20 protein-coding genes, 4 tRNA genes and 1 riboswitch are annotated in these 22,101 nt (G+C 47.7%); of the genes, 14 read left to right on the forward strand and 10 right to left on the reverse strand.

Annotated elements, in window-relative coordinates:
* The first annotated feature begins 213 nt into the window (after positions 1-213).
* The 3 genes from DP_RS03420 to DP_RS03430 all read left to right on the forward strand — a co-directional run bounded on the left by DP_RS03420 (position 214) and on the right by DP_RS03430 (position 3,919).
* Positions 214-486, forward strand: coding sequence for an OadG family protein (locus tag DP_RS03420; RefSeq protein WP_011187930.1), 273 nt, complete (start codon positions 214-216; stop codon positions 484-486).
* Between the two features lie 59 nt (positions 487-545).
* Complete coding sequence (locus DP_RS03425; protein WP_011187931.1) at positions 546-2,336, forward strand: biotin/lipoyl-containing protein; 1,791 nt, start codon at positions 546-548, stop codon at positions 2,334-2,336.
* A gap of 497 nt (positions 2,337-2,833) precedes the next feature.
* Positions 2,834-3,919 (forward strand): sodium ion-translocating decarboxylase subunit beta, encoded by a 1,086-nt coding sequence (locus tag DP_RS03430; protein WP_198408711.1) that lies wholly within the window; start codon positions 2,834-2,836, stop codon positions 3,917-3,919.
* A 116-nt stretch (positions 3,920-4,035) separates the two neighbouring features.
* Here DP_RS03430 and DP_RS03435 read toward each other — a convergent pair whose 3' ends face one another.
* On the reverse strand, positions 4,036-6,675 hold the full coding sequence (locus DP_RS03435; RefSeq protein ID WP_011187933.1) for a PqiB family protein: 2,640 nt from the start codon (positions 6,673-6,675) through the stop codon (positions 4,036-4,038).
* Positions 6,672-8,051, reverse strand: a complete 1,380-nt coding sequence (locus tag DP_RS03440) for a paraquat-inducible protein A (protein WP_162096624.1) — start codon at positions 8,049-8,051, stop codon at positions 6,672-6,674. The genes DP_RS03435 and DP_RS03440 overlap by 4 nt, the downstream gene beginning before the upstream one ends.
* A 201-nt stretch (positions 8,052-8,252) precedes the next feature.
* Here DP_RS03440 and DP_RS03445 point away from each other — a divergent pair, with 201 nt between their 5' ends.
* Positions 8,253-9,248 carry a PEGA domain-containing protein gene (locus DP_RS03445; RefSeq protein WP_011187935.1) on the forward strand — a complete coding sequence of 332 codons (996 nt, stop codon included), beginning with the start codon at positions 8,253-8,255 and terminating at the stop codon, positions 9,246-9,248.
* A 57-nt stretch (positions 9,249-9,305) separates the two neighbouring features.
* Here DP_RS03445 and DP_RS03450 read toward each other — a convergent pair.
* Positions 9,306-9,383: transfer RNA gene (locus DP_RS03450), tRNA-Glu, on the reverse strand.
* A gap of 7 nt (positions 9,384-9,390) precedes the next feature.
* A tRNA-Lys gene (locus tag DP_RS03455) sits at positions 9,391-9,466 on the reverse strand.
* A 451-nt stretch (positions 9,467-9,917) separates the two neighbouring features.
* On the opposite strand from DP_RS03455, the gene DP_RS17850 reads away from it, so the two are divergent.
* Both DP_RS17850 and DP_RS03460 read left to right on the forward strand, forming a co-directional pair.
* Complete coding sequence (locus tag DP_RS17850) at positions 9,918-10,094, forward strand: symporter small accessory protein (RefSeq protein WP_156792197.1); 177 nt, start codon at positions 9,918-9,920, stop codon at positions 10,092-10,094.
* Between the two features lie 9 nt (positions 10,095-10,103).
* The gene (locus tag DP_RS03460) at positions 10,104-11,714 is read left to right on the forward strand and encodes a sodium:solute symporter family protein (RefSeq protein WP_011187936.1); all 1,611 of its coding nucleotides are present in this window, start codon (positions 10,104-10,106) and stop codon (positions 11,712-11,714) included.
* Here DP_RS03460 and murI read toward each other — a convergent pair.
* The 3 genes from murI to DP_RS03475 form a co-directional block, all read right to left on the reverse strand.
* Positions 11,679-12,512: a glutamate racemase gene (murI, locus tag DP_RS03465; protein ID WP_041277587.1), complete on the reverse strand. Its 834-nt coding sequence runs from the start codon at positions 12,510-12,512 to the stop codon at positions 11,679-11,681. The two genes, DP_RS03460 and murI, sit on opposite strands and share 36 nt — an antisense overlap.
* A gap of 223 nt (positions 12,513-12,735) precedes the next feature.
* Positions 12,736-12,813: transfer RNA gene (locus tag DP_RS03470), tRNA-Glu, on the reverse strand.
* A 16-nt stretch (positions 12,814-12,829) separates the two neighbouring features.
* Positions 12,830-12,905: transfer RNA gene (locus tag DP_RS03475), tRNA-Lys, on the reverse strand.
* A gap of 273 nt (positions 12,906-13,178) precedes the next feature.
* On the opposite strand from DP_RS03475, the gene prmA reads away from it, so the two are divergent.
* Entirely contained in the window at positions 13,179-14,081 is a 903-nt protein-coding gene (gene prmA / locus DP_RS16575; protein WP_011187938.1) for a 50S ribosomal protein L11 methyltransferase, read from the forward strand.
* A gap of 1 nt (position 14,082) precedes the next feature.
* On the opposite strand, the gene DP_RS03485 is transcribed toward prmA, so the two are convergent.
* Positions 14,083-14,472 (reverse strand): PilZ domain-containing protein, encoded by a 390-nt coding sequence (locus DP_RS03485; RefSeq protein ID WP_011187939.1) that lies wholly within the window; start codon positions 14,470-14,472, stop codon positions 14,083-14,085.
* A 149-nt stretch (positions 14,473-14,621) separates the two neighbouring features.
* On the opposite strand from DP_RS03485, the gene DP_RS16580 reads away from it, so the two are divergent.
* The 7 genes from DP_RS16580 (at position 14,622) to ribB (ending at position 20,647) form a co-directional block, all read left to right on the forward strand.
* Positions 14,622-14,912 carry an RNA methyltransferase PUA domain-containing protein gene (locus DP_RS16580; protein WP_011187940.1) on the forward strand — a complete coding sequence of 97 codons (291 nt, stop codon included), beginning with the start codon at positions 14,622-14,624 and terminating at the stop codon, positions 14,910-14,912.
* Positions 14,884-15,360 (forward strand): RsmE family RNA methyltransferase, encoded by a 477-nt coding sequence (locus tag DP_RS16585; RefSeq protein ID WP_011187941.1) that lies wholly within the window; start codon positions 14,884-14,886, stop codon positions 15,358-15,360. Before DP_RS16580 ends, DP_RS16585 begins: the two co-directional genes overlap by 29 nt.
* Positions 15,357-16,415 (forward strand): tRNA 2-selenouridine(34) synthase MnmH, encoded by a 1,059-nt coding sequence (gene mnmH / locus DP_RS03495; protein WP_011187942.1) that lies wholly within the window; start codon positions 15,357-15,359, stop codon positions 16,413-16,415. The genes DP_RS16585 and mnmH overlap by 4 nt, the downstream gene beginning before the upstream one ends.
* 193 nt (positions 16,416-16,608) lie before the next feature.
* On the forward strand, positions 16,609-17,838 hold the full coding sequence (locus DP_RS03500; RefSeq protein ID WP_011187943.1) for a thermonuclease family protein: 1,230 nt from the start codon (positions 16,609-16,611) through the stop codon (positions 17,836-17,838).
* A gap of 269 nt (positions 17,839-18,107) precedes the next feature.
* Positions 18,108-18,605: a hypothetical protein gene (locus DP_RS03510; protein ID WP_011187944.1), complete on the forward strand. Its 498-nt coding sequence runs from the start codon at positions 18,108-18,110 to the stop codon at positions 18,603-18,605.
* A 354-nt stretch (positions 18,606-18,959) separates the two neighbouring features.
* Entirely contained in the window at positions 18,960-19,331 is a 372-nt protein-coding gene (locus DP_RS16590; protein WP_156792198.1) for a hypothetical protein, read from the forward strand.
* 441 nt (positions 19,332-19,772) lie between these two features.
* A riboswitch (FMN riboswitch) is annotated at positions 19,773-19,918 on the forward strand.
* 84 nt (positions 19,919-20,002) lie between these two features.
* On the forward strand, positions 20,003-20,647 hold the full coding sequence (ribB, locus tag DP_RS03520; RefSeq protein WP_011187946.1) for a 3,4-dihydroxy-2-butanone-4-phosphate synthase: 645 nt from the start codon (positions 20,003-20,005) through the stop codon (positions 20,645-20,647).
* 23 nt (positions 20,648-20,670) lie between these two features.
* Here ribB and DP_RS03525 read toward each other — a convergent pair whose 3' ends face one another.
* Together DP_RS03525 and DP_RS17855 are read right to left on the reverse strand one after the other, a co-directional pair.
* Positions 20,671-21,282 carry a YigZ family protein gene (locus tag DP_RS03525; RefSeq protein WP_011187947.1) on the reverse strand — a complete coding sequence of 204 codons (612 nt, stop codon included), beginning with the start codon at positions 21,280-21,282 and terminating at the stop codon, positions 20,671-20,673.
* 43 nt (positions 21,283-21,325) lie between these two features.
* Positions 21,326-21,718: a hypothetical protein gene (locus tag DP_RS17855; protein WP_156792199.1), complete on the reverse strand. Its 393-nt coding sequence runs from the start codon at positions 21,716-21,718 to the stop codon at positions 21,326-21,328.
* Between the last annotated feature and the right edge of the window lie 383 nt (positions 21,719-22,101).

Genomic DNA, 22,101 nt, shown 5'->3' on the forward strand with positions numbered 1-22,101 from the left:
TTCTTGTTCTTATAGAGAACAAAATAACTATTTTGTGAGATTCGTTCAAAGAAAATGATAGCATGTTGTAGGCGAACTTATAAAAAAAGGTTGTTTTGTATCTTTATGATGCTAAGAGGGTATTTTTTTTGTATTGTAGCAGGAGTGTATTTATTACAATTATGTGCTGTTTTTGTGAACCATTACTCGTAACCTCAATTAGATAAGACTGTTATGATATTTGCGGGATTAAAATTAATGCTGGTCGGGATGACCACAGTACTTCTTTTTCTTATTGCGATGATCTTGCTCATCCAACTTATTTCTTACTGTACTCGCGGGTTTGCCCGAAAGGAACTTGATGAGATAGAGGCAACAAGGCGTCGACAGGCTGAAGCAAGAAAGAAGAAGGCAGCAGCGAAGAGGACAGCAGTGGAAAATGTCGATGAAGATATTGCTGTTATTTCTGCAGCGGTTGCAGCCTTTGAAGCAGAGCGATATGCGTAGAGCAAAGACGCAAATGATAAGAGTTAATTCACCCCTTCCAGTATAAGGAGAATGATCAAGTGGGTAAGAAAGTAATTAAATTTATGGACACATCCTTTAGGGATGGGTTTCAGTCGGTTTTTGGTGCTCGAGTTTTGACCGATGACTTTATGCCAGCGGTAAAGGCATCTGTTGATGCAGGTATTACGCATATTGAGGCTGGTGGTGGAGCTCGTTTTCAGAGTTTGTTTTTTTACTGCGGTGAGTCTGCCTTTGACATGATGGATCGCTTTCGTGCTGAGGTTGGTCCTGATGTAGAGTTACAGACACTTGCTCGGGGTATCAACGTAGTGGCCTTGAGCCAATGTCCACGCGATATTATCGATCTCCATGCCAAAATGTTCAAAAAGCACGGAATGACAACCATCCGTAACTTTGATGCTCTTAATGATGTGCATAATCTTGAGTACTCTGGTGCCCGTATTGCTCACCATGGTCTGAAGCATCAGATTGTTGTTTCCATGATGGATCTTCCTCCCGGCTGTGAAGGTGCGCATACTGCTGAATTTTATATGGATCGTCTCAAGCAGATAATTGCCGCAGATATCCCCTTTGATTCCATCTGTTTTAAGGATGCCTCTGGTACCTCGAACCCAAGAAAGGTCTACAATACCTTTAAGATGGCTCGTGCTATTGTTCCTGAGGGTACTATCCTTTGGTTTCATACCCATGACACTGCCGGTCTTGCCATTGCCCAAAATATGGCGGCTATTGAGGGTGGTGCAGATGGTATTGATCTGGCCAAAAGCCCCGTTAGTGGCGGTACCTGTCAGGCTGATATCCTCTCTCAGATGCATGCTCTGAAGGGCACCGATTATACCCTTGATCTGGATTACGAGAAGGTGCTTGTTGCCTCCGAGGCCTTTGAGTTGGCAATGAAGGACTACTTCATTCCACCCGAAGCCAAGATGGTCTCTCCCACCGTAACCCTGTCACCAATGCCTGGTGGTGCTCTTACAGCCAATACCATGATGATGCGTGATACCGGTACCCTTCATCTCTATCCTCAGGTAATCAAAGAGATGTCTGAGGTGGTGAGACGTGGAGGTTTTGGCACTTCGGTGACTCCAGTATCTCAGTTTTATTTTCAACAGGCATATCTTAATGTTACTCAGGGGCGCTGGAAGAAGATCAATCCCAGCTATGGCAATATGGTGCTTGGTTACTTCGGTAACACTCCTGTTCCAGCTGATCCGGAGATTGTGGCCCTGGCCTCAAAGCAGCTTGGTAAGCCTGTCTTCACCGATGACCCTCTGGATATTCTTGAGCCTGGTATTCCTAAGGCCACAAAGATCCTTGAGGAAAATAATCTCCCCGTAAGTGATGAAAATATTTTTATTATTGCCAGTTGCGAGCAAAAGGGTCTGGACTTCCTTCAGGGTAAGGCTATCACCAGTATTCGTAAGATAACCGACGAGAAGCCCGTTGCCCCTAAGGGCAAGGGCAAGAAAGCAGCTCCGGTTGCCGCTCCTGTTGGTCCTCGTAGCTATAGTATTACCGTTAACAGTCGTGCCTATGATGTTGTGGTTTCGGAAGGTGGCGCTGTTCAGGCTTCTCCTGCTACGGCAGCTCCGGCCGCAGCCCCTGTTGCCGTTTCAGGCACAGAGGTTGAGGCTCCTACCCCAGGTAATATCCTCAAGATTTTGGTGGATGTTGGTGACAGCGTGACTGAGAATCAGCCTCTGCTTGTTATGGAGGCGATGAAGATGGAGTCAGAGGTGACAGCTCCCTGTGCCGGTAAGGTGCTTGCCATTGAGGTAGCTACCGGTGATACGGTACAGGCTGGAACCGAGCTCCTTATTATTGGCTAACATGCCCACCCTATTTTCTGGCTTCTCTCTTCGGAGGGGAGTCAGGATGTTCTAGGATTTCTTTCGCAGGATAGATCATGAAAATGCGTTTTTTTGTCAATGTACTCTTCGTCCTCCTGGCCTTCTGTGGTCAGGCAGTAGCGGCGGATGTTGTTTCTATAGTGTCTCCCGTTGATGCAACCGTTAAGCATGTTGATATGCAGATAGATGGCTATGTGTATAGTGGGGATGCCCTGGTGGTGCTTAAACAGGATGATGGCACTATTCTCAGTCTGAAGGCTGGTGTTGCTGGTAAGGTTACCGGTGTAGAAATCCAAGCGTTTCAGAGGGTTACGGCTGGACAGACCTTGGGTCGCATAGAGGCTTCGGCCATCGTTGTCGACACCCCTGCGGTATCAACGACAAGTCATCTTCCCTCTGTTTCAAAACTTGCCGGCAGGCTTTTTGAGACCACGGGAATTTATGGTTTTATCGAGGGCCAGACCAAGGATTGGACCATGGGAATTGGTCGAGTCCTGATGATCTGCGTCGGTCTGCTGCTTATCTACCTGGGTATCTTTAAGGGCTTTGAGCCACTTTTACTTATTCCTATCGGCTACGGTGCTATCCTCTCCAATATTCCCTTGGCCGGTATTGCCGGCCCCGGTGGTCTCCTTCACTATATCTATGAAGTTGGTATCATGACCGGTGTTTTTCCTCTGATCATCTTCATGGGCGTTGGTGCCCTGACCGATTTTGGGCCGATGATCGCTAATCCTAAGCTCATCCTCCTTGGTGGAGCTGCTCAGTTTGGTATTTTTACCACCCTGCTCGGTGCCCTCTTTTTAAGTGATATGGTCTCAGGAATTAACTTCTCCCTTCGCGATGCAGCCTCCATTGGTATTATTGGCGGTGCAGATGGGCCTACGGCAATCTTTCTTTCCAGTAAGTTGTCGCCTCGTCTATTAGGCTCTATTGCCATTGCTGCCTATTCTTACATGGCCCTTGTGCCTCTTATCCAGCCGCCTATTATGAGGTGGCTGACCACCGAGGATGAGCGACAGATTAAAATGGTCCAGTTGCGTCATGTTTCAAAGATAGAAAAGATTATTTTGCCTCTTCTGGTGCTTGGTATCTGCGTCCTCCTTCTTCCTTCGGCGGCGCCTCTGATTGGTATGTTTATGCTGGGTAATCTGGCCAAGGAGTGTGGTGTGATTGATAGGTTGTCCGATACTATCAAAAATTCACTGATGTATATTGTTACCATCTTTTTAGGACTGGGCGTTGGTAGTAAGCTTTCAGCTGAAAAGTTTTTAAATCTTGAAACCCTGGGCATTCTTGCTCTGGGAATGATTGCCTTTGGGATTGGCACCGCTTCTGGGTTATTGTTGGCAAAACTTATGAATAAATTTTCTAAGACTCCAATTAATCCATTAATAGGCGCAGCTGGAGTTTCTGCTGTACCTATGGCTGCTCGTGTGGTAAATAAAGTAGGTCTTGAAGCAAATCCTCAAAATCACTTGCTTATGCATGCAATGGGCGCAAATGTGTCTGGTGTTATCGGTTCCGCTGTTGCTGCGGGTGTTTTGCTTGCTTTGTTGTAGAGACTGCTACCAAACCAAAAACGAAAAGGGCCTGTCGCTTAGCGACAGGCCCTTTTTGTGTCTAACTCTTCTCTCCAGATAGCCTTAGGCCTTCCCCTTTTTGCCTGCATTGCCAGTTACTGCTGCCAGCACTCTTTGCCCTCCTCGTGAAGAAGAAAATGCTGATTTTCCCGTGCTAATTTTCTCTTCTCTTTTTTTACCGGGTTGCCCAGAGATATTCCACCTGCCATAAATGCTGCCAGAGATTCTGTGCGTACCGTTACCCCGGAGAAGATACCCGCCTTGACAGTTACTCCACTGCTGTTCCAGAACTTGGTTTTCTGGCAGATGAGATTTCTGTATTTATCGTCGATATTAATACGTACCTCAACGTTCTCAAAGTTTTTTGCCAGAGCGTAGCTGACCACCTCTCCCACCTGCAGCTGTCGATAGTAAACAGGTGAGCCAGGCGTTAGAGAGTTTAATCTCTTTGCCTCCAGCACCACTGGAAAGCCGGTAGTCAAGAGAGCATCAGGTGGGCCATCAATGGCCCTGAAGTATCTTCTTTGCTCACCTTGGCCGGGGAGAAGAGTTACAGAGGGGCCGAGGATTACCGATTGCAGATTTTTTATTTCGGCAAGATTTATCTGTGCCTGTCTTAACCAGATTTTTGTGCCCTGTCGAAAGAGGGGGAGGGTCTTTTCCTCTACCAGAAGGGTGGCAGAGACAGAGTGAAGATTTTTGCCGAGGTTCAGCTTTGTTACTGAGCCGATCTCAATGCCCTTGTACATTACTGGAGCGCCTGTCTTCAGTCCGCCAAGATCGTTAAAGAGCACCCTTATATTTACCTTGGCGTAGAGGGCGTCGTGAAAGTTATTGTAGAGGGTATATGGTGCGGAGCTTTTTTTGGGCTCTCCCTCAGTGGGGGTGAAACAGCCTATGCCTCCCGCTACAATGGATTGAAGTGGGCCTGTCTGAATATTGAACCCCCCTATTCCACCGCTAACTTGAACGCCGCTTGCGTCGTAGAAGCGGGTTTTGGGCTTAATGAGGCCTTGGTACTGTTTCTCCACAAAACATTTTGCTATGATATCCCGGTCATTTTTTCCTCGTTTGAAGCTGACAATATGGCCAATGGCAGTGTTTGTATGGAGGAGAGGGGAGCCAATGTTGAGACTTGTTTCTCTTGCTGTACGTAGCCAAAAAAACTTTCCTGGTTTTTGCAGGGCAGCTACATTTTTAACGGCCATTTGCCGGCTGGCATAGAGTGGAAAGCGAGCATTTTCTTTTGGTGGGATATTTTTTTCTTTTTTCAGCTTATCCGGGGTGGTGAAGGCGATACTGCCGGAGATTATTTTGCGTATAGGGCCCATTTTCACCTCGATTCCCGAGAGGCTTGCCTGGATGTCAATGCCACTGTACTGCCAGAAAACGCTCTTTGAGCTGAGGAGTACGAGATATTTTTGGTAAATATATATCTGGGTGTGGATCGTTCTCCCGGAGTTTTTAAGGCTACTTTTGACTACCTCGCCCACCTGGATATTCTTAAAGTATACGGCAGCACCATCTATAAAGCTGATCTTGGCGGATTCGAGAAAGAAGGACTTCCCCCTGCGCAGCGGGATAAGGGCAGGAGGTACGGGAGAGATGTTAAAGCTGTCCCGAAAGGCACCTTTGCCTGGGCTGAAAGCTATGTGTGGTCCCGTAAGCAGGGTGTTGATGTTTTCAATTCCTTCAATGGAGACCTTGGGTTCCACCAACCAAAAAACGGTCTCCTCTCGCAGCGCTACCTCTGCCCTGGGATCAAGGAGGATGGTGGCGGTGATGATATCCTGGTCTCTGCTGGTGTCTATATGTTTGACAAAACCTACCTCTACCCCATGGAAGATGACCTTGGTGTCACCTTCGGAAATGTTATAGTTTGAAGGGAGATGAAGCTTGAACTCCAGGCCGTACTCTGCATCACTGAAATTTTTATAAAAGGTGTATTCCTGGCCATTTTCTGCCGGTGGGTCGCCAATAAATTTTTCCGGTGTGTACAGTATGATTCCTCCCTTGATAAGGGCGGCAATTGATTCTATTTGTATTTTAATTTTGGGGAGTTTGCCTTTGATGGAGATACCACTGGCATTGTAGAATCTGCTCTCATTATGAACAAGGTGGGCGTATTGAGGATAGATAAAGACCTTGATGGAAACTTTTTCCTCACCGATAAGTTTAAATTCGCTTACCATTCCTATTTCGATATTTCGAGAATAAATGCCTGTGCTTTTTTGGATTGATCCCAGGCTGTCGGCGATCAGGGTAATATGCAGGCCGGGGGCGTCGAGGTTCACTGGCGGGGATGAACTCAGGCCTTGAAAGCTCTCTCCCCGCTCCGTTGATTTACCAAACTCAACCTCTATATAGCTGCCGCCAACTATGGTATCAAGTCCCTCAATTTTGGTGACGGAGAGTTCCGGCTTTACAATCCAAAAAAGGCTGTCTTTGCTGATTTTCTCTTCTACCCTCCTGTCCAGTTTGACCGTGGTTTTTATTTTACTGTCTTCAAGGCCGGGGTCTATGTCTGTGACAATGCCAATTCGTACTCCCCTCGTCATCACCAAGGTTTTATCCGCAATTATTCCCGTGGCGTCATCGAAATAGACGGTGACATCTATACCCGCATTTTTGTAGCTGCTGTAGAGGAGCCAGCTGCATATTACCAGGGCCAGTATGGGCAGTATCCAAATCGCAGAGATGCCCTTCTCTTTTTGAACTGTTGCAGGTTTGATCATGGTGTTTTTGGGGGTTGAGGGGGGACAGGCCCGGAGCCTGCTGTGTTTTCGTACTTATCCCAGAGAAGGCGCGGGTCAAATGCCAGGGCCGCGGCCATGGTGGTCAGGACAACTCCACAAAAATATGTTGCGGCGGAATCCGCCGAAACGGAGGAGAAAAAGCCAAAATTTACCAGGGCTGTGAGCAGACCGATAACAAAGATATCAAGCATTGACCATTTGCCGATAAAGGAAATGTATCGGTACATAATAGCTTTTTTACGCAGGTAGTGATGGAAGTTAAACTTGATACTTATGAGGAGGATGGTGATGCCCACCACCTTGAATATTGGTACCAGTATGCTTGCCGTGAGGATAACTATGCCAATAAATAACTGTCCAGAGTCAAAGAAGAATCTGATGCCGTCCATGATAGTTGAAGGCGTCGGGGTCCCCATAAAGCTCACCTGCATGATGGGCAGGAGGTTGGCTGGGAAAAGCAGGATAATGGCGGAGCAGAGCAGGGCCCAGGTTCTGGAGATACTCTGTTGTTTTCGTAGGTGCAGGTAGGCGCCACAGCGAGGGCATTTGTCCATGCCATCTGCTATGGGAATCAATTTATGACAGTCGTGGCAGTGGCAAAAGCCGTTTGCTGCTGCACTCTCTCCTCTGCTTTGAGGAGAAAATGGCAGGGCCTCGGTTGGCCTGTCCTTAAATTCTATTCTTTCCCAAAAGAGTCTCTTGTCCATGGTGGCATTTATTCTCACCGTGATAAGGACCACTAGCATAAAGCAGAAAAATCCGGCGTCGTAGCCGATGGTAGAGCTGTCCTTCATCTTGATGATGGCAACGATAATGCCCAGGAAAAAAACTTCGGTCATGGCCCACTCTTCTGTTCGCACATAGATGCGAAAGATGTGGCGTAGCCAGGGCGGGTATTTGTGAAAATAGAGAGATAGGGAGGTGAGGAGGGCAGAGAGGAGAAGCAGGCAGGGAAAGACAATAGCCGAGAGGAAGATGGCCAGGGTAACAAAGTAGTACTCTGCCTGGTAAAATTCTATGATGCAGCCAATGACGTTGCTGCTATCGGTAAAACCGACTGCCTCAAAGGTAAGCAGGGGGAGAAAAATGGCAGGCAGATAGAGGAGTATTCCGGTAATGCTGTGGGCAAGTACCTTGGCGATGGAGTGGTGAATTGACCTGTCGAGGCATCTGCCACAGCGGGGACATTTGGCAGAGTAGCCCGGGGGGACCTTGGCCTGGATGACAAGGAGGTCGCAGTCTTTGCAGGCCATCAGGTGTTCTGTTCTTTGAGGAGCCACAGTTGATTCTTTTCCTATATGAATGCCATTCCCCTCTTCGTTGAATCTCTCGATGAAATGTCGCAATTGTAGCAAAAAATAATCCATATTAAAATAAAGTGTACAGAAAAATAGAGTTATTTTCAAGGATTGTGGGGGAGGAGAGCACCGTGTAAAAAAGAGTGTCCTCTTTTCTGGTCCAAAACGTCTTGTAAATTCATGGGACTGATGGTCTAATTTATTGTTAATAGTATCTTATTCTGTTTTTCAAGGCTTAACTTTTACAGGGAGAAGGGGATGGATTTTAGAAATATCGGTTTTGTGGCCTGCGCGCTACTTTTGAGTGCCTGTCAGCCTGTGGTTTATAGGCAAATGGTTCCGGTGACGACCAATCCCATGGGGGCAGATGTCCTTGTTGATGGTATCGCCTCCGGGAAAACGCCTACCTCACTTGATTTGGCGCGCAATCAGGATCATATCCTTACCCTGACTAAGTCGGGTTATCGTCAAGAGGATGTTACGGTAAAAAGGGTTTATCATGCAGAGCAATCGGTTCTGGGGGCGGTGAGTCGAGGTCTTTCCGATGGTAAGTTCTTTGACGATGCCAATATGGGCATACAGTCAGGCATCTCTTCTCTGGAAACTCAAAAAACGACTGGCGAAGCCTATACTCTTTCGCCAACTGCTGTGGTTGTTACCCTTATGCCCGTTGGTGGGGTGGTGTCTGCCCCCGTAGCGGTGTCGGGAGAGGCTTTTGCTGCTCCCTCAGCACAGTCAACGCTGAATGTGACAGAGATAATGACATCCTTTGATCGGGAAATGCTTGATCGGGCTCTTGAGACGGGTAGATCGGGGCAGTCTGTGCAGTGGACAAATCCCGATAGTGGTTGGCATTTTGTAGTGGTGCCTCATTCTGCCGGTAGGCAGGAGGGGATGGTTACCAGAGATATTAGCGTTGTGGGCACCAAGGCAGGTCGTGTTTCCAAGGGGAAGTATCCGACCTATCGAGAGAATCGTAATGATTGGCGGATAGGTTATCCAATGCATACCACCAAGGCTCTGGAAGTTGCGCCGGTAAACGAGAGAGCGCTTCTCTTTGGTGCGGCAAAGGTTGGTGCATCTGGGTTAAAGCCTATTGGTGGAGAGAAGGAGTTGAGTCACTCAAGTCATAGCAGTGAATCCTGGGGGGCTGATGGCAGTCACACCACTACAACCAAGTCGAGTTCGACCAGTGCCAGTGTTTCTGTGAATCCGGCTGGAGCTATTGATTTGTTGGAGAAGTTGACTGAGTAGGTGCAGTAGAAACAGAAAAAGGGTTTAGCAATTAAATTGCTAAACCCTTTTATGTCTTGGCGTCCCCAAGGGGATTCGAACCCCTGTTGCCGCCGTGAAAGGGCGGTGTCCTAGACCTGACTAGACGATGAGGACAAGTGCGTGGTGGGGCGTGCGCGGCTCGAACGCGCGACTCTCTGATTAAAAGTCAGATACTCTACCAGCTGAGTTAACGCCCCACTTGCGTGGCGGGAATATATAAGTTTCTTTGCTCTATGTCAACACTTTTTCCCTAAAAAGTGAATGAATGTTGCTTTTATTTGAGTCCATTCCTTCTCCGGATCTATCCTCTTACCCCTTCTTTAAATTTTAAAAACCTAATTTCATAATCTTAGCCGTGTGACGGGTGGGTTTCCTTTTTGGTGGAGATAAGGGATTTAGCAAAATATTTTTTTGCGTTATCCCTGTTTTCTTTTGGATCTCTCCTAAAGGGAGCAAAGATAAATTTATAGTCGAAGGGTGGAGCAAGCACCTCTTGCCCAGGCTATTTTTTTTAAAGAGGGCCCCTTTGTTAGTCTTAATTCAGTTTTCTCTTGACATATGTTAACTAATATTTGACTTTTGCCTAATTTTTTAGTTGTTTCTTGCTCTGTATACAAAATTATGGTGAATTTTATTTGGGAGATATTGATGATTGGCTTAGAAGGTATAGCTGTGCCGCTTGGCATTATTCTTACCCTGCTCAGCACCCTGCTCTGCGTAGCTTATGGAGTGGTGAACTGGAATAGGGGGCATGTTACCGAGGGAGAACTTGCCCAGGAGTTGATGTGGAAGGCAGAAGAAATTAAAATTAAAGAGAATCTTTAGGAGAGGATCATGAATGTTCCCCTATTGACAACGGTGGTGCTGCTCTATCTATTTGTTGTGGGTTGTTTGACCGCAAAGGCCTACAGGGACACGGCAACCACTGCCGACTATCTGGTTGCCGGTCGTGATATACATCCCTTTGTCATGGCCATATCCTACGGGGCGACCTTTATCAGTACCTCGGCTATTATCGGTTTTGGTGGGGCTGCCGCCGTCTTTGGCATGAGTTTGCTCTGGCTCACCTTTTTGACAATTTTTGTTGGTGTCTTTATTGCCTTTGTTTTTTTCGGGCGCAAGACCAGAGTGATGGGAAGAAACCTCGATGCCCATACCTTTCCCGAATTTTTGGGGCTGCGTTTCCAATCAAAGACCCTGCAGGGCGGTATTGGCGGGGTGATTTTCTTGACCATGCCCCTCTATGCCAGCGTTGTTCTCATGGGTGGGGCAAAATTTGTCTCACAGATTTTATCCATTGATTACAATGTGGCACTTTTTTTTCTCACCGTTATCATTGCCATTTATGTGATAATGGGTGGTCTTAAGGGTGTTATGTACACCGATGCCTTTCAGGGTGCCATCATGTTTATTGGCATGTTTGTTCTTCTTTTTTTCACCTATCATAAGTTGGGTGGTGTAGTTGCCGCCCATGAACAGCTGACCGCAATGAAGGATATCGCTATTAAGATATTTGGGGCGAAGGGACATACGGGCTGGACATCCTTTCCTGCCTTTGGTTCTGATTTTTGGTTTGTGGTGGTCACAACTCTTATAATGGGCGTGGGTATTGGGGTGCTTGCTCAACCGCAGCTTATTGTTCGCTTTATGACGGTGAAGAGTAATAGGGAGTTGAATCGCGCTGTTTTGATTGGTGGTGTTTTTATTGCGGTGGCGGTGGGGGTCTCCTTTGTTGTCGGAGCTCTTTCAAATGTGTTTTTCTATAAGTATGATCCGGCAACCCTGGGTAAGATATCGTTGTTGGCAACGGATAAGAACGTTGCTGAGATCATTCCCATGTATATCAGCCATGCCATGCCACAGTGGTTTACCGTTGTTTTTATGGTAACTCTGCTCAGTGCGGCGATGTCGACCCTGAGTTCTCAATTTCATACCATGGGCACATCCCTTGGCCGTGATATTTATGAGAAGGCCCTGGGACGAACGGGAAACTCTATCCTGATTACCAAGGCAGGTATTCTCCTGGCGATTTTGCTCAGCTATTTTCTGGCCTGGGGTCTGCCGCATTTTTTTGAGGGTGGTACTGCAATTATTGCCCGAGGCACAGCCATTTTTATGGGCATATGCGCCGCTACCTTCTTGCCCATGTATTTTGGCGCCCTCTACTGTCGGGGGATGACCTTGTTTGGGGTCTATGTAAGTTTTTTTTCGGGCTTAGTGACAAGTCTTTTTTGGATATTTTTTGTCCATCTTAAGGAGTCGAAACCGCTCATGCTCTGTCAGACGATTTTTGGTGTGGATTCTCTGGCCATGGGCAGTAAATGGGCCCTGGTTGATCCTCTGATGATAGCTCTGCCGGTATCGATCGTGGCCATGTTTCTCTGTCGCTCCATGGGAAAACCGCTCTCATCAGAGCATCTTGATCGCTGTTTCCGTAAGGTTTAGGCGTTCAGGGGCTTGCTCTTTAAAGACCTGTCCCGCTCCCCAGAGTTGGCTTATCTGGGCTGTTACCTCTGTTTGGTTGCCGCTGGTCCAGAATTCAGTTCTGCCATCCCTCTTCGTAGGAGAGAGGAGGGATGATATGGCTAATTGCTTTTTGAGCTCTTGGGTGACGGGCACTGAGGTGTCGATGAGTTGGGCCCTGCCTGAAATAATCTTTTTGATGCTCGGGGCGAGAAAGAGGTAGTGGGTACAGCCAAGGACAATGTAGTCAGCACCGGCCCTGAGCAGAGGCTCTACGTATCCCTCTATGGCCTCGGTGGTCTCGTTACCGGTGAGATTGCCTGCTTCGACCAGTTCCACCAGGCGGGGGCAGGCTTGAATTTCTATTTGGCTTTTTCCTGCAAATCTCTTTTTCAGTGTTTGAAAGGAGCTACTCTTCAGAGTTTGTCGGGTGGCAAGAACACCTATTATGCCTGATTTACTCTGCTGCACAGCAGGTCTTATGCCGGGCTCAACGCCAATAATGGGGATATTTGATGTGGCTCGCAGATATGCTATGGCATTTGCGGTGGCGGTGTTGCAGGCCACGACGATGGCCTTGCAGCCTTTTTTAATCAGGAAAGCGGTAATATGTTTTGCCCTGCTTCTGATCAGCTCTGCAGGTTTTGTTCCGTAGGGTGAAAAACCCGTGTCAGCAAAGTATATAAGGTCTTCCCGCGGCAGAAGCTCTTTGATTTTAAGGGCCACGGAGAGTCCGCCGACACCCGAGTCGAATATTCCTATAGGTTTTTTTGCTTTCATCTTGATAAGTTGTTTGGCTCGCTTAGTCTGTTTATAGCACTGCCCGAAAGGCACAATCGTTTACTATAATAATTTTCTGTAGAATAAAAGCAAGCTTTGCCTCTGGGCGGATGGGGTGATTTGCTACAGGTTGGCAGTTGGGGGGGGGGATGTTTTGCGCTATTGGTGGCTAGAAACCAAAAAAGGGTTTAGCAAGAAAACTTGCTAAACCCTTTATAAATCTTGGCGTCCCCAAGGGGATTCGAACCCCTGTTGCCGCCGTGAAAGGGCGGTGTCCTGGACCTGACTAGACGATAGGGACAAATCATGGAAAGCAATGGTGGGGCGTGCGCGGCTCGAACGCGCGACTCTCTGATTAAAAGTCAGATACTCTACCAGCTGAGTTAACGCCCCCCTTGCGAGCGAGTTTTATACAAATATATGAACTTCCTGTCAAGCATAAAAAGCAAATAAAAGTGAATTTGATTTTAGTAGATAAGTTATGGTCTTTTCTATCCTCAAATTTTCATAGGAAATAAGTCCTTATCTGGAAATATTTTTTTTCCCGGGAAAACTCCTTGTGGTGAGGGTTTATATACGATAGAAGAACAGCAATAATTACAATTGATATGTTTTGTCTGAATATCGTAACTATACTTTTTAACTATAAAAACAGGGATGACAGATATGCACACTATGAAAAAATGGCTGAAAATATCCATAGAGGCCAACCCTCTTATGGTGGAGGTCGTGAGTGATTATCTGGTGGGTATTCATGGCGCAGGTGTTGATCTTGCCGCAGATAAGGATGAAAATCCTGCGGGGCAAATTGTTGCCTTTATTGAGCAGGCAGAGCTGAGTACAGCAGATGCTGAAAAATGTGCAACGCAGATAAGTGTATTCCTGGCAGAGATGGCTGCTGTTTTTAATGTGGCCAGTCCAAGCCTGGTTTGGGAATTTCTTGAGGAAGAGGATTGGAGTAAGAACTGGAAGGAACATTTTGTCCCCTTTACCATTGTCCCTGGTTTGATAATTGCCCCCACCTGGGAAAATTATGAGGCCCAAGGTGATGAGTTGGTAATAGAGATGGATCCCGGCATGGCTTTTGGCACAGGACATCATGCAACCACAAGCCTTTCCCTCTCCTATTTGCAGGATGTTGTCACTCAGCGTGGTGCAAAAACTGTACTTGATGTTGGTTGCGGTACAGGGATTTTGGTGATGGGGGCGGTACTTTTTGGTGCCGAGCGTGGTTTGGGTATTGATAACTGTCCCGATGCTGTGGCGGCTGCCAGTAATAATGTTGTCCATAATCATTTAGCTGAAAAAATAGATATTGGCATTACTCCGCTGAGCGAGTTGCGGGAGGAGTATGATCTGGTGGTGGCCAATATTATTCATGATGTGCTTGCCTCCATGGTACTTGAGCTCTATAGCCGAGTTAAAAAAGAGGGCCACCTCATTCTCTCGGGCCTGCTTGCCGACCAACAGGTGGATTCCATTATAGAGATCTTTGCCAGAGAGGGTTTTGTTTTGCTTGAAAAGGGGATTGAGGGTGAGTGGGGAGCTGTTCTCCTGCAGAAGAGATAGACTATCTCTTTTGGTTGAAAAAAGAGCTTTCTCCTGGTTGTATTGGTGTTACCGTGTAGTTATTGTTAAAGACCATGGCGATACCATCTGCCTCCTGGCGAATAACAACTCCCGTTGTAATGACCCAAACCCTGGGCCTTTGGCAAAACTCTTTTAGGCTGTTGATAGAGAGGATAAAGCGGAGCTTTTTTAGGTTTTCCATATCAAGGAGAAACTCTACCTGCAGTTTAGAGGCCAGGGGGAGAGGTTGCAGGGTGCGGAGAAAGGCCCCGCCGTTGCTTATATTGGCGCTGACCGTTTCCACCTGTTCTGGTTCTTGGTTGTGCCGATAGGTAATCTTAACGGCTGTTTCTAGGGAGAATCGTTTTCCGCTTCGCTGTTCTCTGGGCATGGTGTCATTATGGGTGGAAGATTGTAGATATGTTTAACCTCTGGTAATTATAGCGTAAAAAAAACAACGAGGCTAGAGATAACGACTTGTCCCCTATTTTATTTGAGAATGAGTTTTTCACTAGTTTTTAGAGGATAGAGTTATAGCTTATGAGAAGATTTTTTTTCAGTCGGCAACAGGAAGAAGAGGGGCTGGTGGTTCTTTCACCAGAGGAGTCCAGGCATATCAGTAGGGTTCTCCGGCTTGAGCCCGGTGAGGTGGTTGAACTGCTCGATGGTCGTGGCTCTGTCTTTGGTGGTGAAATTGTTGCGGTTGGAGCAGAGGTGCAGGTAAGAATTACGGCAGAGCGTCCAACTGTGGTGGGACAAACGGACGGTACGTGTTGCTCAGGGCGTTTTGAAGGGGCAGAAGATGGATTTGGTCATTCAAAAGTGCACTGAACTCGGCGCCGAGGTGTTTATTCCCTACGATGCTGCCCGTAGTCAGGGCAAGCTCGATGCCAGTCAGGCCCGGAAAAAGCAGGAACGTTGGCAGCGTATCTCCCTTGAGGCCTGCAAGCAATGTATGCGTCCCCAACCTATGACCGTTGCCTCTCCCGCCAGTTTTGTCGATCTTGTTACGGCTGAGTCAGTCGAAGGACCTCGGCTTAAACTTATCTTCTGGGAGGAGGAGAGTGCGACAAATTTATATAACTTGCCGGGGCTTGCCGATGCCTCTGGGGTGGATATCATTCTTGGCCCGGAGGGAGGGATCTCCCGGGAAGAGATAGAGATTGCTCGCGCTCATGGTTGGCAGACGGTGAGTCTGGGACAGCGCATTCTTCGGGCAGAAACGGCAGCCATTGTCGCCCTTACACTTGTTCAGTATTTGACGGGAAATTTATCGTGAAAAAAGAGAAGGAAGGGCAAGCAATTGATCCCGAAACTATGTTGGCTGAGGCTTTACATAGCGTGGCCTTTACCGATCCCTCCTATGGGGATTATCTGGTGGTCGATGTTCGCACTCATGCAGAATTTATCGAAAATTCCCTGCCAGGTGCGATCAATATTCCTCTCTTTGATGAGATGGAGCGAAGCGTTATTGGTACCCTCTATAAGCAGGTGGGCAGGCAGGAGGCCGTGCAGGCAGGATTTGAAATTGTCCACCCTAAGCTCTCCGCGATTGTCGAGAGCTTTGAACCTTATCGACAGAGAAAATTGCTTATCTCCTGTGCCCGTGGTGGCATGCGTTCCCGGGCGGTGGTCAATCTTTTAGCAGGGCAGGGGTTTAATATTGCTCAGCTGGAGGGTGGTTATAAGGCCTATCGTCACACTGTTCTGGACAGGGTGAAGAACTTTGCCCCGGAGATGATTGTCCTGCACGGGATGACTGGGGTGGGAAAGACCCGCATCATCGAAAAGCTCTCCCCTAGTATTGATCTGGAGTTGATGGCTAATCATCGAAGTTCTCTCTTTGGTGCCCTGGACCGAGAGGCGAGCAATCAAAAAGGTTTTGAGGCGGCGTTTTATCAAAAAATAGAGGAAGGTGGGCAGGAACCATTTTTTGTGGAAGGAGAGAGCAGGAAGATCGGTCAGGTCTTTATGCCCGATCGTTTTGCTGTGGCCATGAAGCAGGCTAGGATGGTATTTGTTACAGCTTCCATGGAGACCCGTGTTCAACGCATTATCGAAGACTATCCCATGGATGATCCTCAGGTGCGTAGCAAGGCCCTGGCTGTAGTTAAATCCCTGCGTCAACGGTTGGGAGGGAAGATTGTTGACCAGCTTTCCCTTCTTCTGCAGCGTGATGATCTCTCCGAGTTTGTCCATATTCTTCTTACTGACTATTACGACGGGCGTTATGGCAACTGTATGCTCGAGTATAACTACGACCTTCGCCTCTCCTCTGAGAATATTGACGATACCGTGGCCGAGTTGGTTAAGTATCGACAGAGCCTGCTCTAGCCTCGCTTGATCCCCTCCTTTGAATAGCTCGTGGCCACGGGTATTTTTTACTTTGTGGCTTTTTAGCGAGGAGAAGCATTCTCGGTGCGAGGAGGAAGGGCAAACCTAAGCTCAGAGTTGCTTCGGTTACCATATAAAAATATTGTAATCCTATTACGCCAATTATTTTCTTATCCCCTTAGGGAGGTTCCCAGTGTTTCATAGTTTCAGATCTTCTCTCTTGCTTGTTCTCCTGGTAGCAGTGACAGTTTGGCCCTTAACCAGTAGCGCAGAAGGTGGAGAACCCGGTTGTAAATACAAACAGTGGGTAAGGTTGATAGAGCATGATGGTGAGGAGGTAAGTCTGTCCAGTGCCAGAATAAGAGTAATCGCCGGTGATGAACTCTTAATTACCATGGCGGATGGTCATCTGCAGCTCGTCCGCCTCCATAATATTCTCTGTCCGCAGCCCGGCCAGGCATTAGACTCAAAAGCCAGAGAATTTACCCTTAAATACATCGAAAAAAACCGCGCTAGCCTCTATTGGCTGGAAACTGGCAAGAGAGACGATCATCTGGTTGGTCACATTTATTCAGGGGAGCCGGACTTCTCAGTTCTTGACTCCGACATAGGGAGTATGCTTGGCAACGAGTTGGTTTACTCAGGGCTGGCCTCTGTCGAGTCAGACTCGCCTGGCGCCTCTTCTGAGTCATTGCTGGTAATGAGGAGAAATGAAGAGCTCCTCTCCTTCCAGGATGCGGCTATCGCCAGCAAAAGAGGACTTTGGTCCGCTACGGTAAAAAACAAGCCTCAGGTTCTCCTGGTCCGCCAATTCAAATTTTCCGGCAGGGACTATTGGGCAACCTACCTGGAGGACTTTGAGTACACCAGTTGGCACCGCAGTTGGCAGCGTGCCAAATTAGAGGCAACCGGGGAAGCACCCCCGACGGACGCCCCGCCAAGTGATCCCACGGCTGTCGGGGAGGTCAAACCTGATGAGCAGCTGACCAACTGTGTATTTAATAGAAACCGCTCTGACAACCGGGATAAAGTTCCTTGGAACGGTGCTGTTTGGGAGTGTGGGGAATATTATAACAACGGTCGTTGCAAATTCACCAGAAAGTATAAGGGCGGTGATCCCATAGCAAACAAAATGGGTTCTCGGCCAGACGGGGAAAAAGTTCGGATTGAAAGATCTGATGTGAAGGCTGTGGAGGCCAGGCCTTCTGAGGCTTCAAAGCCTGAGAGAGTATCGAGCGTCCCTTCAGCTAAGACCACAGCTTTCGGGGAGGGCGAGAAGCTGGCCAACTGTGTATTCAACAGAAACCGCTCTGACAACCGGGAAAAAGTTATCTGGAACGGTGCTGTTTGGACGTGTGGGGAATATTATAACAACGGTCGTTGCAAATTCACAAAAAAGCTTAGAGACCTGAAACCCCAGTGATATGAAGAGCTATGAGCGATGCGTTTTTGCAAGCGAGCTCGCTAAAGACCGTTACCGGGAGCTTGTAGACGAGGCCTCTTATCGGATAATGGCCCTGTTCTACAATCATGCGGATATGGAGCTCTGGTTGTCGGCGAGGGGCAGGAGATGCCGCATCTGGCCCATCTTCTGTTTTTGCGCCACGAGGAGTCCAGCTAAGTGGTAATGGGGCCGGCAATACTGTCGGCATTTTGATGAAAGGCATAATAGCTTGACGGGGTCGTTGCCTAATGAACGCTTTTGCTATTTTTCTGACAATATTTTTTGCTGCGCCCGCATTGTGCCTGGAGACCTCCGTCGACGGCGAGCTTTTTGAGACGAGCCGGCAGGTCGATGTTCTTGATTGTGGCTCATATAAGATTGAAACGGTGCAAGAGATTTGGCCGGAAGAACTTCTCTGGGACCTGATACCCAAAGGCGCATCCAGCGGCCATTTTGCCGACCTGTCAGTGCTCTCGCATGAAAACTACCTTGTTCTACCTCGAGGGGAGAGGATTAGGATCCCGAATTTTAAGCGAATCCACCAGGACAGCCCGGGATTGTATCGGGATCGGGTTTATTTTTCGTACCCCCAGGCCTGCGTGGGGAGGAAGGTGATTTTTACCCTGTGGGCCGGGGGTAACTGCAGTAAATGTGAGGTGTGGATCGAGGCGGTCTTTTCCGAAGAAGGTACACTGATTAACTCGCAGATCATCGACTATCAGGAAGTTGAAGGGCAATTGCCGTAATGGAGAAACGAAGCTTGTCACCATCTCCACCTCAACCTAAAGCGGTTCATAAGATGATTTCTTCCGAAAGACTCAGAATCTTTTTCTTCATGACCGAGGTCGGTTCCAGTTATAAACTCAACAGCCGCCTTTTTGTTAAAAACCCGGATATAGATTATTGCTCTCAATTAGAGTGGTGCAGAACGGAATATTACATCTTCAAGGCTGGGAAGTTTGTTCCCCTAAGGTAGGCTTTGTCTATTCACAGGCGGTGGCGTTTAGGCTATGCGGGCGATGTGCTGTGGATGTAGGCAGTTCGTCGCCGCAGCTTATCATTACACCTTATCTGGCAAAACATTTAAAATATATGGACCCATGAATACTGATAACATAAAGCAAGAGTTTGTTGTTCCACCTCTTCAGCCCCTCAGGGTAACGGAAGGCTGGCTAATGTTATATAACAGCGCCTTATATGAGATAGACCCATTGTCTGAAGTTATTTCGGAAGCCGAGAGATGGTGGCTCTGCAAAGAGGATATGCTGCAAATGCGTCATGATGCCCGAAATAGGATGCTTGACTTGGGGTGGTGTAGAGAGGGTGATCTCGAAAATGGGAATTATATGTTGGTGCTCCATGAGGGTGATTGTACTGGAAAGCTTCTTTACGAAAAACTAAGCACTAGCAGGCTTGAGATTGTTTCTGAAATTGAAAAAATCTTGCTTCTGGTTACCGAGGGAAAGTTGTGAAAATGCCGCATAACATCGCAGGTATGCAGCAGTCAAATTTTCCTCTATGTTCATGGTCTCTCTTATGGGGATTTTGTCCTGGCCGGGAAAAAGCAGAATGCGAGGGGAACATCAGGGAGAGGTGGATCATTCTCTGCAGGTAGGCCTCGGAATTAGCAGATATTGCCGTATAGAGGTGCAGCCGACAAGAACAGTGTAGGTGTAGAAAATCCTTGTTACCTTCCCTGTAGCTTGCGCAATGCCCTCCCTTTTAAAGCCTCTCGATGAGAACCCCGGTAAGAACGACTGAGGCAATTTCCAAAGAGATATAACTAGAATAGGGAGTATCTTTTTTCTGTTGTTAAACGCACTGGGAAAAGGTTGTTAAAACTGTTGTGACTGTCTTGATTTAGGTATATGTTGTAAGCAGTTACATGCTACTAACTGGTAGCATGTTAAATGATTAATTCTCAGGGCGGGGTGGAATTCCCCACCGGCGGTGATTCCCTGTGGGGACAGCCCGCGAGCGCCTGTCATTATGGCAGGGTCCAGCTGATCTGGTGAGATTCCAGAGCCGACGGTTAGAGTCCGGAAGGAAGAGATAAGGCGGTAATCCGTAGTGGTGCTTTCTGTGCCATGTTCTTTAATGCTCCTCCATGCCCTGATTCTGGTAAATAAAAGGAGAAATTACCATGGGTCAGTCTCTATTGAGTTCTTTTGGCGATGCACAACAGCGAGTTGAAAAATCACTTCAGGCCCTGCGACAGGGAGAAGGGGTGCTTTTGGTGGATGATGAAGATCGCGAAAATGAAGGCGATCTCATCTATTCTGCAGAGCATCTCACCGCCAAGCAGATGGCTCTGATGATCCGGGAAGGTTCGGGTATTGTCTGTCTCTGTTTGACTGGAGAGAAGGTGGATGAGCTTAAGCTACCCCAGATGGTGACCAACAATAATAGCCGCCATGGTACGGGATTCACTATCTCTATCGAGGCTCGGGATGGCGTAACCACGGGCGTTTCTGCGGCAGACCGTACTCAGACTGTCAAGGCAGCTATTGCTGAAGGTGCCGTGGCTGAAGATCTCTGTCAGCCAGGTCATGTTTTTCCACTTCGTGCTCGGGATAATGGCGTACTTGATCGTCGTGGCCATACCGAGGGCACCGTTGATCTGATGAAGCTTTCAGGTCTCGCTCCCGCAGGCCTTCTCTGTGAGTTGACCAATGTCGATGGAACCATGGCTCGTCTTCCCGAGATTGTAGACTTTGCCCGCAAGAGAGATATGCAGGTGCTCAGCATTGAGGATATTGCCCAATATCGTCAGGGACACAATTTATAGACGAGGGTTACGGGGCCTGGTAGCTAAAGGTCCTTATTGATGCTCAGGCCTTGGTGTTCCAGGGTCCTGAGTTGGCAGAGGCATTCCGAAAAACTATCAAGACGTAAATTGGTAGAGAGTTTTATTAATGCCCCATAGTCAGTGCTGAGGCTTTCGGCTTCATATTCGGTAAGGATTCTGTTTACCGCCTGTTGTAGTGGGTAGGAGAATTCAAGTGCCACCCTTTGGTAGGAGTGTTTGGTTCGAGTTTTGAGTTCTGCCAGGGCATGTTGTACGGCTCCGCTGTAGGCACGGGCCATACCTCCGGTACCTAACTTTGTCCCACCAAAATAGCGACTGACCACGGCACATATTTCACCGATGCCCGAGTGATGGATAACGTTGAACATGGGTTTGCCCGCACAGCCCTTGGGCTCTCCATTGTCGTTCATCCCCCAGCAGGAGGGATCTGTTGGTTTTCCCGCGACATAGGCCCAACAGTTATGGCTTGCCGTGGGGTGTAGGCACTGTATCTTTTTTATAAAATCCTGGGCAATATCTTGTTCAGGGCAGTGGCTGATATAGCAGATAAACTGGCTTTTTTTGACGATGTCCGTTGTCTGGTGTTCGTGGGCGGGGATAGGATAACTCTGCATGGGATAGCGGGAAGGTAGTTGGCACCACCTTCCCTATAGGCCTCTATTTGTTTTTCTTGTCTTTCTTCTTGCAAGCAGCTTCTTTGGGTGTCTTTCCGTCTTCTTGCTTTTTGCCCTTCTTTTTCTCTTTTTTCTTTTTAGCTTTTTTCTTCTTCTCTTTTTCGGACTGCTCTTTTAGGGAGAGAAGCTTCTGCTCTTTTTTATCCTTCTTCTTGCTATCTTTGTCGTTCTTCTTTTTCTTCGCCATCTTTTTCTTCTCCTTTTTTACTGGTATTATTGAATTATCCATTTCAACTTTGGCAGAATCAGGAGCTGTCGTCAAATTTATTTTTTCAGTCTCTGCAGGTTCCGGAACATCCATGACCTCTGTCTCCTCTGCGGGGACTTCTGGTGCTGGACTTATGGCTATCAAGGCAGGATCTGTGTCAGCAAACATTTGCAGACCACTCTTTTTAAAGAGGACAAGGGCGTAGCGTAGTTGTCCTAGAGTCATGCTGCTGGCTTTTGCCGCCTGGGTTTGGGTCATTCCGTCGTCGATAGAGAGCAGGGCGGTAGCTCTTTTGCTGTCGGAAATTACCTCCTGCTGCGCAACTTTTTCGCAGATTGTCCGTTCGGAGAGACTCAATAGTTTTCCTGGTGTTATATCTGAGGATATTTCGGTCATTTTTTATGCCCCTGTAAAGTAATATAGGTGGTGGGATGAGGCTGTTATCTTTTAAGAGGAACAACTTGCCCGTCGATGATAGGCGCTATTTGTTTGTAAAAAGCAAACAATATCCTGATAATAGTTATTTTCGAAAAATAATGCCTTAAAAATTT

The organism is Desulfotalea psychrophila LSv54 (assembly GCF_000025945.1).
GTDB classification, from domain to species: domain Bacteria; phylum Desulfobacterota; class Desulfobulbia; order Desulfobulbales; family Desulfocapsaceae; genus Desulfotalea; species Desulfotalea psychrophila.